This window comes from Bacteroides uniformis (assembly GCF_025147485.1).
GTDB lineage: Bacteria > Bacteroidota > Bacteroidia > Bacteroidales > Bacteroidaceae > Bacteroides > Bacteroides uniformis.
This window is the reverse complement of record NZ_CP102263.1, coordinates 3,879,503-3,893,117: the sequence shown is the minus strand read 5'-3', so window position 1 is coordinate 3,893,117 and position 13,615 is coordinate 3,879,503. Positions and strand designations below refer to the sequence as shown.

The 13,615-nt window shown below is 45.9% G+C and carries 12 protein-coding genes and 1 pseudogene; 7 read left to right on the top strand and 6 right to left on the bottom strand.

Annotated features, from left to right (window positions below; all coding sequences use genetic code 11):
- The first annotated feature begins 325 nt into the window (after window positions 1–325).
- The 5 genes from NQ510_RS15765 to NQ510_RS15745 all read left to right on the top strand — a co-directional run bounded on the left by NQ510_RS15765 (window position 326) and on the right by NQ510_RS15745 (window position 6,738).
- Complete coding sequence (locus NQ510_RS15765) at window positions 326–1,498, top strand: glycosyltransferase (protein WP_005827449.1); 1,173 nt, start codon at window positions 326–328, stop codon at window positions 1,496–1,498.
- A gap of 44 nt (window positions 1,499–1,542) precedes the next feature.
- Entirely contained in the window at window positions 1,543–3,444 is a 1,902-nt protein-coding gene (locus NQ510_RS15760) for an asparagine synthase-related protein (protein ID WP_005827452.1), read from the top strand.
- Between the two features lie 16 nt (window positions 3,445–3,460).
- Window positions 3,461–4,495, top strand: coding sequence for a glycosyltransferase family 2 protein (locus tag NQ510_RS15755; protein ID WP_229031896.1), 1,035 nt, complete (start codon window positions 3,461–3,463; stop codon window positions 4,493–4,495).
- 6 nt (window positions 4,496–4,501) lie between these two features.
- Complete coding sequence (locus NQ510_RS15750) at window positions 4,502–5,542, top strand: glycosyltransferase family 2 protein (protein WP_005827459.1); 1,041 nt, start codon at window positions 4,502–4,504, stop codon at window positions 5,540–5,542.
- 419 nt (window positions 5,543–5,961) lie between these two features.
- Complete coding sequence (locus NQ510_RS15745) at window positions 5,962–6,738, top strand: glycosyltransferase (protein ID WP_229031895.1); 777 nt, start codon at window positions 5,962–5,964, stop codon at window positions 6,736–6,738.
- On the opposite strand, the gene NQ510_RS15740 is transcribed toward NQ510_RS15745, so the two are convergent.
- Window positions 6,732–8,267, bottom strand: a complete 1,536-nt coding sequence (locus NQ510_RS15740; RefSeq protein WP_005827464.1) for a lipopolysaccharide biosynthesis protein — start codon at window positions 8,265–8,267, stop codon at window positions 6,732–6,734. The two genes, NQ510_RS15745 and NQ510_RS15740, sit on opposite strands and share 7 nt — an antisense overlap.
- A gap of 94 nt (window positions 8,268–8,361) precedes the next feature.
- Here NQ510_RS15740 and NQ510_RS15735 point away from each other — a divergent pair, with 94 nt between their 5' ends.
- Both NQ510_RS15735 and NQ510_RS15730 read left to right on the top strand, forming a co-directional pair.
- A complete protein-coding gene (locus tag NQ510_RS15735; protein WP_005827468.1) occupies window positions 8,362–9,348 on the top strand; it encodes a glycosyltransferase in 987 nt (328 codons plus the stop codon).
- Window positions 9,333–10,400: a glycosyltransferase family 2 protein gene (locus tag NQ510_RS15730; RefSeq protein WP_005827470.1), complete on the top strand. Its 1,068-nt coding sequence runs from the start codon at window positions 9,333–9,335 to the stop codon at window positions 10,398–10,400. The genes NQ510_RS15735 and NQ510_RS15730 overlap by 16 nt, the downstream gene beginning before the upstream one ends.
- A gap of 26 nt (window positions 10,401–10,426) precedes the next feature.
- On the opposite strand, the pseudogene NQ510_RS15725 reads toward NQ510_RS15730, so the two are convergent.
- From NQ510_RS15725 to NQ510_RS15705, 5 genes and pseudogenes are all read right to left on the bottom strand, one after another.
- Window positions 10,427–11,575, bottom strand: a pseudogene (locus NQ510_RS15725) (ATP-binding protein); the annotation flags it as partial.
- A 107-nt stretch (window positions 11,576–11,682) separates the two neighbouring features.
- Complete coding sequence (locus NQ510_RS15720; RefSeq protein WP_005827473.1) at window positions 11,683–12,126, bottom strand: N-acetylmuramoyl-L-alanine amidase; 444 nt, start codon at window positions 12,124–12,126, stop codon at window positions 11,683–11,685.
- A gap of 33 nt (window positions 12,127–12,159) precedes the next feature.
- The gene (locus NQ510_RS15715) at window positions 12,160–12,273 is read right to left on the bottom strand and encodes a smalltalk protein (RefSeq protein WP_005827475.1); all 114 of its coding nucleotides are present in this window, start codon (window positions 12,271–12,273) and stop codon (window positions 12,160–12,162) included.
- Between the two features lie 75 nt (window positions 12,274–12,348).
- On the bottom strand, window positions 12,349–12,864 hold the full coding sequence (locus NQ510_RS15710; protein WP_005827477.1) for an HU family DNA-binding protein: 516 nt from the start codon (window positions 12,862–12,864) through the stop codon (window positions 12,349–12,351).
- A gap of 407 nt (window positions 12,865–13,271) precedes the next feature.
- Window positions 13,272–13,520, bottom strand: coding sequence for a DUF4248 domain-containing protein (locus NQ510_RS15705; RefSeq protein WP_005827481.1), 249 nt, complete (start codon window positions 13,518–13,520; stop codon window positions 13,272–13,274).
- Window positions 13,521–13,615: the final 95 nt, after the last annotated feature.

The window sequence follows — 13,615 nt, the reverse complement described above, 5'->3', positions numbered from 1 at the left end:
TCATAAGCTAAATGTTTTGAATAAATAGGTAAATTAGGTAAAGGTAAAAATTGGATTTTGAAGTTTTCAGAATAGGTAATTGAAGTTTTATTTTTCAGGTAAAGAGAAAGATTGATTTTTAGGTAACATTGATGCAGTTTAAAAGAAAAGCCTTTAAGGCTTTTCTTACAGGGGCGAGGGGTTCGTGAGAGCTTGCTCGTTTTTTTATTCCTATATTCTTCGCATTTTTTGTATATTTTGTCCAGACTCTACTTCTTTTTTGTATCTTTGTGTCGGATACCCATTAAAAACAAGCAGCAACTCTAAAGCTTAAATAGCTCTGATTTTGGAACATATATTGAATATATTCGATTGGCTTTTATACATATGGTTTGCAATAAACATACTGTATCTATTGGTTTACAGTCTGGCGTCACGCCGGCGTGACCTGCCTCTGCCCCCTCCAGCCAAGGAACACAAGCGTTTTGCCATACTGATTCCTGCCTACCGCGAAGACGCCGTGATACACGAGTGCGTCCATTCATGTCTGGAGCAGGATTATCCCGCCGACTGTTTTGATACGGTTGTCATTTCGGACCGTATGCAGCCCGAAACCAACGCTTCCCTCGCTGTGCTTCCTGTCCGCCTGGTTGAAGTGCATTTTGAGAAAAGCACCAAGTCCAAATCTCTGAATGCCGCCATGGCTGCCATCGGCAATGACTATGACATCGCTTTGGTGCTCGATGCGGACAATGTCATCCCTTACGATTATCTGAGTGATATTAACGACCTCTTCGCCAATCCGGAAGTCGAGATTGTGCAGACCCACCGGAGTGCCAAGAACCTGAACAATGACATGGCCCTGCTCGATGCCATCAGTGAGGAAATCAACAATACCATTTTCCGTCTGGGGCATGCCAAGCTGGGCTTGTCGGCTGCCCTTATCGGTTCCGGTATGGCGTTCCGTTATGACTTGTTTCGTGATACGATGGCTGACATCAAGGCTGTGGGCGGTTTCGACCGTGAATTGGAGCTGACCCTGCTCTATCGCGGCAAGCGTTTTTATTATCTGCCCGAAACCTTTGTGTTCGATGAGAAGATACAGAACACCGACGATTTCTCCCGTCAGCGCCGCCGCTGGCTGTCGGCACAATGGCATTACTGCCAGACCTTCGCCAAGTTTCTGTGGAAGGCGCTTGCTGCGCGTAACTGGGACTTCTGCGACAAGCTTTTCCAGCAGCTTTCCATTCCCCGCCTGCTGTTGATGGGGTTCACGTTCTTTTTTTCCGTACTATTTACGATTTATCGCTGGACGTGGGGACTGAAGTGGTGGCTGCTTCTGGTTCTGCTCGCTGTGGCATTGCTCGTTGCCGTTCCCAAAAGATTCTGTACCAGCCGCCTGGCAATGGCCCTGCAAAAGATACCTTACACTTTCCTGCTGATGGCGGGAAATATCTTTAAGCTGCGGGGGGCAAACAAGAGCTTTATACATACAAAGCATGGGGTGGTCGAAAAATAGAAGAAGTGCATTTACGTGAAACAAATAAGTCTATAAGCAAACAAATGATATACGGAAAAATCACTTTAGAAGATTGGCGTACAGCCTGCGTAGAGGGAGAAGAGCCGGAATCTTCTTTTGAAAGTTATAATCTGAGACTTTTCTTTTTCGGAACTTTGTATAATCGGGACACCTTGCAGGCAACTCCGGATGATACCAATGCCAAGCTTGCTGCCGATGCGTTTCTATCCGATCCGGCATATGGCTTTTCACGCCTGGACGGTTCGTTCACCATAGTATATTATTCAGAAAATGAATGCGGAGTGGTGCGCGACCATCATGGCACGCATTATCCCGTCTATTGTCACATTGATGGTAATTTTGCCACTTCCTGGCAATTTTTAGAGGACCAGCTGGAAGAAAATTTCGAGCCTAATCTGGTTTCATTGAGTACATTCCTTCAGCGTGGCATTTTGAAGAAGAATAATTTCGCCCTATTCGATGTTCATTCTTTAGGTGCTGGCGAAAAGTTCTACATGTTGACAGAGCTTGGTTATCTGATGCCGGTTTGGGCTTCTGTAAAGTTAGAGACACAGGCGAACGTACATTCCATGTTTGATTCGCTGAAGGAAAGAAATCCCAGCTTATATGAAAAGGTGGCAGATGACATTTATTGTCTGAAGCGCGACAGCGTTTTTGAGCATGAACCCAAGGTGGCGACTGAACGGAATCCGGATGTAGAAACCTACTCCCGCCGTTATGGAGAATTGCATGCGCAAGCCATCCGCCGGCGTATCGGCCATAGCCGCAGGGTAGGTATCCTGCTGAGTGGCGGCTATGATTCCGGTTCAAACCTTGCTGCGCTGCGCAGCATTTACGACGGCCAGATTGACTCCTATTCCGTGGGCTTTAAAGGAGATGCCTGGACGGAGCTGCCCATGGCCCGTCTGATGTCTGAAACCTTTGGTACCCGCCACCACGAGTACGAGATTGACGGTACGGAAACCAGTGCCTTGCCCGACATTGTCCGTTTTCTGGGTGAGCCTTTTATGGAAGGCGGGCTGATGGTAAACTATTGTGCCATGCGCATGATAGGCGATGACAAGCCCGACGTGATTCTGGGAGGTGACGGCAGTGACCAGTATTTCGGTACTTCCGGTCGCGAAGTGGCGTTGCATTATCTATCCGCCCGCATAGGATTGCGTCCCTTGCTGCGTGGCATCAGCCGTCTGCTGGAGCATGAAACCTTTGATACCGGTGGAAAGCTTTCCCGCATCAATTTCCATTTGGATAAGATACTTCATATTCTGGAAGGGGAGCGTTTCGGCTTCTCCGATTCTGCCTTGTGTGCCCTTCTGCAAAATCCGAAAGAAGATTTTGAGCCGGTAAAATCACTACGGCCCGATATCCACAGTTTCGAGCATCTTTATGCGCAGCATGCCATTCTTTCCGATTTGGAGACTGTAATCAACCGTATCATTCTTTTCAAGGCTTCCAGCATGGCACGCATGTTCGGTAACAATCTGACGTATCCTTTTATGGACCTGGAGCTTTTCCATTTCCTGCAGGAGCTGCCGGTAGGGTTGAAGTGCAGGGGCAACAGTGTACTGGACATTGCGCGGGGTCGTTCCGTTTCTAAATATCTGTTAAAGCACCATTATAAACCTTTACTTCCCGAGGCCATTACCTTGAAGAAGAAGCAGGGCGGTTTTGCACCTATGCCACTGTTCTTCCGTGATAGGGCCCGACGTGCTTTCTTTAAGGAATTTATTCTTGCTTCCGGCATTATGGACAACTATCTGCGTCGTGATGCAGTGGAGAAGTTTCTTACAGATTATGAACAAGTTGCAGAGAAGGAGGGTGGTTGGTTCTGGCATAGGCAGAACAAGGCTTTGCAATATTTCAATCTGTTGACGCTTGTTGTGTGGTGGGAAGAGTTTGTGGAAGGCCATGAGGTGAAATTCTGAAAATATGATTGAAAGCATGAAAGTTTCCATTATTGTTCCGGTTTATAATGTTGCCAAGTACATAGAACGGTGTTTGTTGTCCGTGTTGGACCAGACTTGGCAGGATTTGGAAGTCATTCTTGTGAATGACTGCACTCCGGACAACTCTATGGAGATAGCCAGACGGGTGGTGGCTTCGCATCCGCGCGGAACGGTGGTGAGATGTCTGGAACATGAAGAGAACAGAGGGCTTTCTGCTGCAAGAAACACCGGTATTTCAGCGTCTGTTGGCGATTATCTGTACTTCTTGGATAGCGACGACTATATTTCAGCGAATGCAATAGAGCTTTTGGCGGATGCAGCGGTGCAGAAGCGACCGGATTTTGTGATAGGCAATTACGAGGTGACCGGCGCCAGACGTTGGGCTCCTCCTTTATCATTAGGCACCGGGTTTTATGAAGGGAATGCTCTTGTACTTTCCACTTATGTGCAGGGAAAATGGTATGTCATGGCATGGAACAAGCTGGTGAGTCGTCCCCTCGTTTTGCAGCATAAACTCTACTTCCAGGAGGGCATTGTACACGAGGATGATTTATGGTCATTTAAGTTGGCATGTATGTCTCAAAGTATGTATGTCGTCAATGAGACCACTTACTATTATTCCATGCAGCCAGATTCCATCATGCGAGCGCCGTCTATGCGTAATTTGGAATGTCGTGTGCTGGTGCTTGGTTATATCTACGACTTTATCCGGTCTTCCCGGTGTTTGCAGGATAACCGGCTGATATATATATACTTTGAGAGTCTGAAGGCGAAATATTTTGACCGTATTCTGTATTTCACGAAAGACACATCCTTTCATTATCAGAGTTATTTGGTATTCAGGAACAAAAAGTATGCGTCTTTGTTGGAGATGACGGGCCTGCGTCCCGAATGGAAGCTGATGCTGCAGAACATCCATTATGTGCTTCCTACGTATGCCGGCTATCTGTATTTTAAGGCTTTTGTAAAGTCAGCCTACTATTTGTTGGTGTTGTCTATAAAAATGAAGGCAGTGTTTCATGCAAAATGAGCGAATATGAATAATCTTCCGGAAATATCCGTTATAGTACCCGTTTATAAGGTAGAAGAGTACTTGCCCCAGTGCATTGACAGTATTCTTGCACAGACCTTTACGGATTTTGAGCTGTTGCTGGTAGATGACGGGAGCCCTGACCGTTGTGGGGAGATTTGTGAAGAGTATGCCGGGAAGGATACGAGGATACGGGTGTTCCATCAGGCTAATGCAGGATTGAGCTGTGCCCGGAATACTGGTTTGATGAATGCTCGTGGAAGATATGTAACCTTTATTGATTCAGATGATTATGTAAAGCCTTGTTATCTTGAAAGGCTGTACGGTGCATTGCCTGCCGATAAAACGAAGGAGGGAGTAATAGTCGGTTCTCTTGATGCGTATCTGCCAAATGGGGACTTTCAAACGTTTCACGTTCCCGAACAAGATATAGCTTCGGAACAGATGTATCTTATATTGACAGACTTGATAGACAAGCGTGTTGCGTACGCAGGCAGCAAGCTATACGACCATCGGATTATCAAGCAATACCGGGTGGGCTTTGTTCCTTTTGTTTCCGGACTGGAAGATATGCTGTTTATGTTGGACTACCTGATGTATGCGGATTTTATGGTTATTCGTGATTACAATAATTACGTTTATAGAGTAGGGTATTCTGTAGATGTGTTGTCTGTGCGTATAAACAGCTTTCCGGCAGAATATGCAGCATTCTCCAATTTTTTGGAAAGGGTCTATGTGTATCAAAAGAAATTTAATTTGGAGGATAGCTCACTGGATAGAACATGGAATTCATTGACTGTCTTTTTCCATAAAGTGATTTTGGCCATCTATAAACCAGAGCATAAGTATACCCGGCAGGAACGGTTGTCTTTTTTACATCAAGTCCTTTTATCAGACAAAGAATGGATAAGACGATTTTTTCTTCCACAGTATAAAGCGGATGTGTTGGGCAAATTCTTGCTTTGCAGGGTGGGGGCATCGGCTTTTGATGGGTGGATGCGTTTCTTGTCAGGTATAAAATTCAAGAAAATGTTTGGAGCGAAATAACGGAGGGCATTATGAATATCTTGTTTATACATCCTGTCATGTTCCATCCCCAACGGGGAGGGATTGAAAGAGTAAGTGACCTTTTGTGCCGTGAATTCATAAGACGGGGACACCATGTTCTTTGTTTACATAGTGTGCGGGATGAAAGCCGCATGGATTATGCATATCCTGCATCCTCTTATTTTTTCCCATATCAGGTTCGGAAAGTAGAAAAGAACGGGTTGTTTTTCCGTAGTTTCCTGCAAGAGCACCGTATTGATATGGTCATAGACCAGGACCCGCAGACTTATTATACATTATATTCCTTCTCTAAAACCTTGCGGGACGTGTATATTATTTCCGTGATACATTATAATCCTCTTGGCATATATCATCATTTGGGAGAGTTCGTAATGTGGGTATCAGGAAAAAACACAATCATGGGAAAAATCAGAAAGGTGGCCCGTATCCTCAAAATTCCCATGCTTAAGTATGATTACAAGCGTACATTACAATCAGATTATGGAGGCATTTTTCGATATACAGATGCATTATGTTTACTTTCCTTGAAATTTCTTCCTGATTTGTGGCAGATATATTCAAAAGATTTGAGCCGGGTGATTGCCATCCCCAATCCGAATACATATCCTGCTCAAGAAAATACAGATTTTCTCAAGAAGAAGCAGATATTGTATGTAGGCCGGATAGAGTGGCGCCAGAAGCGTGTAGGACGGCTGATTGATATCTGGAAGCGTATATATAAAAAATTTCCCGATTGGGAGTTGGTCATTGTGGGAGACGGGCCGATAAGGCAGACATTGGAACAGAAAGCCTTAAAGATGGAACGGGTTGTTTTCACCGGTTGGCAAGACCCTGAACCATTTTACCGGGATGCAAGCATCCTATGTCTGACGAGTGACTTTGAAGGGTGGGGAATGGTATTGACCGAAGCCATGACATTCGGGGCGGTTCCGGTGGCGTTCAATTCGTATGCAGCTATCACAGATATTATTGATGATGGGAAGAACGGATTGTTGGTTCCTCCGTTCTCGCATAAGGAGTTTGCCCGGAAGTTGGGCTCATTGATGAAAGATGAAGAACTGCGCAGGGAGATGTCAAAAAATTGTGTGCAGTATGTGAGGCGCTTTGACATACAGAATGTGGCGGACGAGTGGGAAAATGCCTTTGACCGACTGAAATCAACAGCTCGTCAATGATGCCTTTTCAGTATCCGGTGAGCGAATGCACGTATGCCCGGAGTGAAAAGATAGAGCAACGAGCAGGTCAATATCCCATAAGTGGAAATCAGAATCATTCCATAGAGAATCCAATGTGTAAAAGAGCTTTCCGGTGTAAAGTCATTGCTTGGATAGAGATGGTAGCATACTATTCCCGGCAGCAGTATAATCAGCAGATGCTTGATGTAGCCCATCCAATAGTGAAGAACGGGTATTTTGAATCCTTGCGAATAAAGAAAGTAAGGTTTCCAAATGACTATGATGAGAAATAGGCTGGTTATGTTGCCCATCAAAATTCCCGGCAGTCCCCAAAAATGTCCGGCAATGATGGCAACAGTCAGGTTGATGATTACTTCCGCAATGGGAGCCCAAGTATCTTGAAATAAACCATACCCATAGGTAAATTGGTCTATGGCACCTCGGGTGTAGCTGATGAACGAGTTGATGATAATCAGATACAGAATATGTTGGGGCAATACGTATTCACTTCCCAGCCATAATGAAATAAAAGCGCCGGTCAGTCGAATCAGGGCAAATGAAATGGTTCCGGCTATCAAGAAACGGATACCCATCAACTCCCAGAATACTTGCTGGATACGTTTGGAATCACCTTCGGCTATCAGGTTACCTACTCCTGCATTGGTACTCCCTAATAGGTTGCTGATAAATATACTTATCTTATCAATAATGAGCGTATAGTTCCCATAGTAAGCCACAGTTTTGAGTGAGACGAAGGCATATACCAGGAAGGGAGTGGTTTGGAACTGTACGAAACTGCCCAGTTTATGGACAAAGAGCTGTTTGGTATACCGGGTTACTTCCGGATATTTCTTGAAAAGCAGCTTTCCTTGTTTCACTTCGCTTTTCAGCCAAGGGTATACCTGGTTGACTTTCCAGTTCAGGATAATGGAATAGACAATGCCCAGCAGAAGTTCCAGGCTAATCCATAGGTAATAGTTGCCCGTATAATAGACTAATCCCATTTGCAGACAAGTCTTTATCAGTACGGCACTTTGAAAATAGGCTGTCACTACATAGTTCTTCTGGTCTGCTCCCAAAAGGGTTTGCTTGTAATTGGCAAAATATCCTATTAGTGAAGTGGTCAGATACGAGAAAAATGCAAAATAGATGACGCCTAAATCAAAGACATTATTGGGGAATATCAAGGGCAGGAAGCATGCCAAGGCACATCCTGCACTTAGAATGATAAAACCGATACGGCGGTAGATGAAACCGAAAACGGAAATTATTTCATTGATTTTCTTTTCATCGTGTTCAAAGAGGGGTTTATACAGAACGTAGCCGATGGCTGTGCTGATACCCAATTCTGCAAGGTTCAGAAAACCCAAGAGATTGTTCAGTGTACCTATCAGCCCCATAAAGTCTGCGCCCAATGCATCCAGAAAGATTTTTCTGGAAAAAAATGATAGGGCTAAACTCAGGAAATAAAAAATGAGATTAACCCGCGCATTGAGCAATGATTTTTTAAGGCGTGACTCCTGAGGCATAAGTTTTTTGTTATTACCAGCAAAAGTACACAAAAAAATAGTATGCTCCCTTTTTTTGTGTATTTTTGTAGGTAAATGGTTGAATAATGAATTTATGGAGAAATGGCTGAGTTTTATTGTTCCGGTATACAATGTGGAAGATTATCTGTCTGAATGTGTAGATAGCTTGTTGAATCAGGATGTTCCGTCAGAGCTATATGAGATAATACTCTATGATGACGGGTCTACTGACGGAAGTCTGCGGATAGCACAGAAATATGGGGCTGATTATGCTAATATCCGTGTTTTTACCCATCTTAATTCCGGAGCGGCTGAAACTCGGAATGAAGCCATTGAAAAGGCGGTCGGCAAATACATCTGGTTTGTTGACAGCGATGATTTCATTGCTCCCGGCTTGTTGTCTCGTTTTTATGAGAAGACCCGCGAAAGCCATTTGGACATGCTGATATTCAATAATGTGGCTTTTGAAGACGGCAAATGCAGGCGTTTTGTCGGATTTGACGTACCTGAATCACCGATAAAGACGGGGATAGAGCTCTATCAGGATTTCTATTACAATCCGGTACTGACCAATCGCTTGATACTCCGTGACCTGCTGATAAAGCACCGTTTGCGTTATATTCCAGGGAATAAGGCAGAGGATTGTGTGCTGAATCCTCTTTGTTTTTATCATGCCAATGCTGTCTGTTCACTTCCGGTCGATGCTTATTATTATCGGATGCGTAGTCAGTCGGTGTCTCATCATGTTGATAATCAGAAAAGAATTATAGAGTCTTTATTGGAAGGGCTCGAAAACCACAGTGACTATGTGAAAGAACATCCGGCCCCTGATTTCTGGATGAGGGTTTGTGTACACGATATACGACGGGTACACATTTGGCTGGATACAGCTTGTGATAATAGAAAAGAGAAAGGCGAGTTCATTGGCCGGGAGAGATTGGCTCTAAGGTCGGCGTTAGAGCGATTGCCTTTCCGGTTGTCCATTGATTATGCTGTCTTATGTCTGGCTTCGCTTTCCCCTCTGTTGATACTGGATGTGCAACGTTTTTTACGTACAATGAAACGATGGATAAAAAGATGAATACTCTTCCGCTTATAACGCTGGGCATACCTATTTATAATGCTGCGGGTCTTATAGAGCGTACATTATTGTCTGCCCTTAACCAAACGTATCCGAACATTGAATTTATTTTTGTCGATGATAAAGGGGATAGTATGGATATAGTTCGCAGGGTAGCCGGGGAACATCCACGCGGAAGTGCTGTCCGTATTATCGACCAAGTGGTCAATCAGGGTACGGGGGCGGCACGTAATACCATTGTCGAGAAGGCGACGGGGGAATATCTGTTTACAATGGATTGCGACGATGTGCTTATACCGGAGTGCATTGAATTGCTGTATAATAAGATGCAGGAACATCCAGTGGATTTTGTGGCGGCATCCTTCGTCCGGCGTGATTTGGAAGGAAAAGTGTATCCCGGTGGATGCCAGTACGAGGATACTCTAATTACTGATGGAGATTATGCAGTGGCTAAATATCGTTACGGACGGGGGCAGAATATCTTTGTAGCTACTTGGAACAAGCTTTATCGGACGGATTTTCTGCGCAAAAATGAGGTTCGTTGTATTCCTCATTATCTGATTGATGACCCTTGGTTTACGTATCAAGTGATATTGCGGGCCCGTTCTTGCCGCTTGTTGCCGGATTGTACACTGTTCTTTACTTATAATCCTCAATCGGTCACCAGTTTGAAAGAGCTGCAAGGGTATTCAGAGTTTTTGACAGAACAATATATTGGTACGCAGTTGTTGAAGTCTGGGTATATACACTCTTTGACCGGCGAGTCTTTCTATAACGGACTGATGTTGGACATCATGAAAATGAGCCTTTATCATGCCAACCGGGTATATGCTTCTGCATGTATTTCGCCGGAGAAGAAGCGGCAATATCTGGAAAATCTTTTATCCCGCCATTTTTCTTATCCGTCACATTGGCATTTGGATAAAAATTTGATGAAGCTGCTTCCTTTTCTTCTGTTCTATATGATGCCTATGGCCGCTAAAAAGTGGTTGGTTGGCTTCATGGTCAATATAAATCTGAAGGATAAGGTGAAGCGCTGGCTTCATTTTTAGCAAGTGGCATTGTTGTTCATCTATTAATAGACGGATTCACTGTCCTTTATCGGCATGTAGTAGGGAACCAGATATTTGATGAATCCTTCGGCCACTTCCTTGTTGGGGAATCCCAGCCGATAGATGTTGAATTCTTCGTCATATTCCTTTATCGTGAGGTAGCCGCTTTGGTAAATCACGGCAATGGGATTATCCTTGAACGACTCCACGTCTGTCAGTGTCTCTGCAGTCACTCCTTCACTCGTAAGGTCGGGCAGACAGAAGTTGTTGTCTTTCAGCAGTTTCACAAGGTAGGTGGGGGTGCCGGTCTCGAACCAGTAGCTGCCGAACTCCAAGGAACGGAACGTATTCAGCAGGCTGAAGGGGTTATACAGATTGGTTCCGTTCTGACGGAAGCGGTAGCCGTCGTACCGTTCTTTCAGTCGCAGGCAGACTTCGTCGTAGGTGATACCGTAGTTTTCGGCTATCTGGTGCAGCGGTTCTTCAAAATAGGTGTGTATCTCCTTGTCGGTCATTCCGCAGAGCGTCTGGAACTGTCGGTCCATGGAGAGGTCTATCAGGTTGTTCAGGTCGCTGAACACACTGACCTTTCCGAATTTCGTCACCCCCGTCAGGAATCCGAAACGGATATACCGGTCTTGCGTCTTCATTACGGAGTAGAAGGCTTTGAGCGTGTTGCGGTATTCGTTCTGCAGTTCCTCGTTGCCTATGGACTGGAGCATGGGTTTGTCGTATTCGTCCACGAGGATGACCACGCGCTGGCCGGTCTGCTCGTAGGCGCGGCGGATGATTCCCTTGAAGCGCAGTTCGGGGTTGACTTCGCTGGAGACGGCTCCGTAGATGTTTTCCCATTGGCAGAGGGTATCGTTCAATATGTCGATAAGACTGTTCTTCTCATCGTATTTACTCGTGTTCAAATCCAAATGCAGTACCGGATATTTCGTCCATTCTTTTTCGAGCCGTTCCATTTCCAGTCCCTTGAACAGTTCCTGCTGCCCGTTGAAGTAGGCTTCCAGTGTGCTGATGAGCAGACTCTTTCCGAATCTCCGCGGGCGGCTCAGGAAGTAGTAACGACCGGTATGTACTAACTGATAAATCAGGGCGGTTTTGTCCACATAGATATATCCGTCATTGATAAGGCTCTCAAAACTCTGTATTCCAATAGGGTACTTCATACGGCTGAACTTTGTTTGATGCGCATTTTGCTTAATTAGAACAAATGTATGAATAAAAAATGAGGTGGCAAAGCTTTTGTCATGCTTTGTCACCTCCCTTTTCTTGGTTACCACTTCTCTTTTTTTACTTCAAAACACGGGCATTGTTTCGTCCATTCCATCGGTTCCACCTCTCCGTTGTTGTTCAGGTCGGGGCTGAGGTCGCGATGTCCCGCCACTTTTGCTTCCGGATAGTCCATCAGCAAAGCGCGGACCAATACGCGGAGCGAGTGGCGTTGCCATTCCGTGCGTGTGTCTTTGGGATTCCCATAGTGGTCCAATCCGCCTTCATAGGCGATTCCGATAGAGTGGGCATTGTAGCCGCGGGCGTGGGCGCCGGCCCTCTCGACCGGGCGGGTAGTCAGGATTTGTCCGTCACGGCGGATGTAGAAATGATAGCCCGTGCCATCAAATCCACGTCGGCGGTGCGCGGCTTCCAGAGCTTGCCCGGTAAAGGGACGGTCCTCGCACGTGGCGCTGCAATGTATCACAATCAAATCAATTTTTCTCATTTTTCTTTACTGTTTGCCTTTGGGGGCTGTTCGCTAAAAGGGACCACCGCTGTTCATGGCGTGTGCGCTGAATGCACCCAAAAGTGCCGAAGCTACAGCAATGATTACTTTCAGAATCTTATCCCAGGCTGATGATTTTGTACTCATAATGGTTAATGGTTAGGGGTTAGTGATTAGGGGTAGGGGTTAGGGAACACAAGCTTATCGCTAACCCCTATTTTTTTATCCCAGCGGATTCTCTCCTTGGTCTCCGTCGGAACCTCCGCCATCGGGATTATTGCCGCCGGAACCTCCACCGGTGCTATCCTTGTCGGCAGTTACAAGCTCAAAGATGAGGTTGTTTGCTCCACCTTTGGTGGTGGCGTTGCTGTCGTTCACCAGCCGCAGGGTGTTGGCTACCTTGAAGCGGATATTGACGCGTTCGATGTTTTTCACGGTGCAGTCTTTGGCCAGTTCGGTGGTACGGCATTTAAAGGTGGTGTGGAAGATGCCGAAGCCGTCCAGACGGACACTGTTGCCGTCCGTCAGCGTCTGGCGCATCTGTCGTACGATGGCTTTGCCTACGTGCTCCACGTCTTCGGCCGACATGGCTCCCAGTGCTTCAATGTCTTGCGCGATACGGGCAAGGTCGAAGATTTTGGCATCTTGGGGCTTGCGTTTCAGGGTGTAGACCATGGGGGAGCTGCTGTCTCCGATTTTCTTGTGGCGCTGTGTGCGCACTACTAATGCTGTTGGCATGATGTTTGATGTTTAATGGTTAATGTTTCATTCCGAAGGGGGAAAGGAGGTGTCTCCGCGGCGATGGCCTCTGCTCCGTTTCGTTGATACAAAGATAGGACATGGGGCAGGGAGGATGGGAGGTTGGGGGAGGTAGGAGGAGGTTGGGAGAGGATAAGGGAGGTTATTGTTTCTTTTGTTTTGGATTTGTGACAAATAGGAGGTATATTTGTATTCGCATAGATGTGCGTAAACTGAATAAAAAGACATGGAATATGTTGGAAAACAGTAATCAGGATATGTGCTGTTTTAGCTCGTTTTGATGAAGTGCGTGAAGTGGTGGTATATGCCAATCTTGAAAACGAGGCATTGCGTGAGCATATAGACAGAGTGGGGGTGAGGATTTATGTGAAAAGGGGGGGAACCTTCTAAGAAGGCTCCCCGAAGACATTAATCATAAGCTGCACTTGTGCGGGCGTGTACCGTCGGCAATAAGGGTTCATGCCCGTGGCAAGCAGGCGTTGTTCCAGCCCGGGGGCGGTGCGTATCCATTCGTTCAGCCGGTTGACGGCAGTCTGCTGGGCAATGCCCGGAAGGTAGTACATGGCCAGTTCGCCTTTCCCGTAACTGCGGACGGGGAAGCGTGGCTCTGCAAAGGAATCATTCTGTTTCATCATATTCTTTAAAGTTCAGGTTGTATGTTTTCTTTGATAGGGATAACACGTGATTGCACAGTTTGCACATGCTTGCACCTATTCTCTTCTTTCCGTCT

Excerpts from the sequence above, each read along its gene's own strand:
- NQ510_RS15740 (WP_005827464.1), bottom strand. The coding sequence starts at position 8,267 with ATGCCTCAGGAGTCACGCCTTAAAAAATCATTGCTCAATGCGCGGGTT.
- NQ510_RS15745 (WP_229031895.1), top strand. The coding sequence starts at position 5,962 with ATGGGAAAAATCAGAAAGGTGGCCCGTATCCTCAAAATTCCCATGCTT.
- NQ510_RS15760 (WP_005827452.1), top strand. The coding sequence starts at position 1,543 with ATGATATACGGAAAAATCACTTTAGAAGATTGGCGTACAGCCTGCGTA.
- NQ510_RS15710 (WP_005827477.1), bottom strand. The coding sequence starts at position 12,864 with ATGCCAACAGCATTAGTAGTGCGCACACAGCGCCACAAGAAAATCGGA.
- NQ510_RS15730 (WP_005827470.1), top strand. The coding sequence starts at position 9,333 with ATGGATAAAAAGATGAATACTCTTCCGCTTATAACGCTGGGCATACCT.
- NQ510_RS15755 (WP_229031896.1), top strand. The coding sequence starts at position 3,461 with ATGAAAGTTTCCATTATTGTTCCGGTTTATAATGTTGCCAAGTACATA.
- NQ510_RS15735 (WP_005827468.1), top strand. The coding sequence starts at position 8,362 with ATGGAGAAATGGCTGAGTTTTATTGTTCCGGTATACAATGTGGAAGAT.
- NQ510_RS15720 (WP_005827473.1), bottom strand. The coding sequence starts at position 12,126 with ATGAGAAAAATTGATTTGATTGTGATACATTGCAGCGCCACGTGCGAG.
- NQ510_RS15705 (WP_005827481.1), bottom strand. The coding sequence starts at position 13,520 with ATGATGAAACAGAATGATTCCTTTGCAGAGCCACGCTTCCCCGTCCGC.
- NQ510_RS15750 (WP_005827459.1), top strand. The coding sequence starts at position 4,502 with ATGAATAATCTTCCGGAAATATCCGTTATAGTACCCGTTTATAAGGTA.
- NQ510_RS15715 (WP_005827475.1), bottom strand. The coding sequence starts at position 12,273 with ATGAGTACAAAATCATCAGCCTGGGATAAGATTCTGAAAGTAATCATT.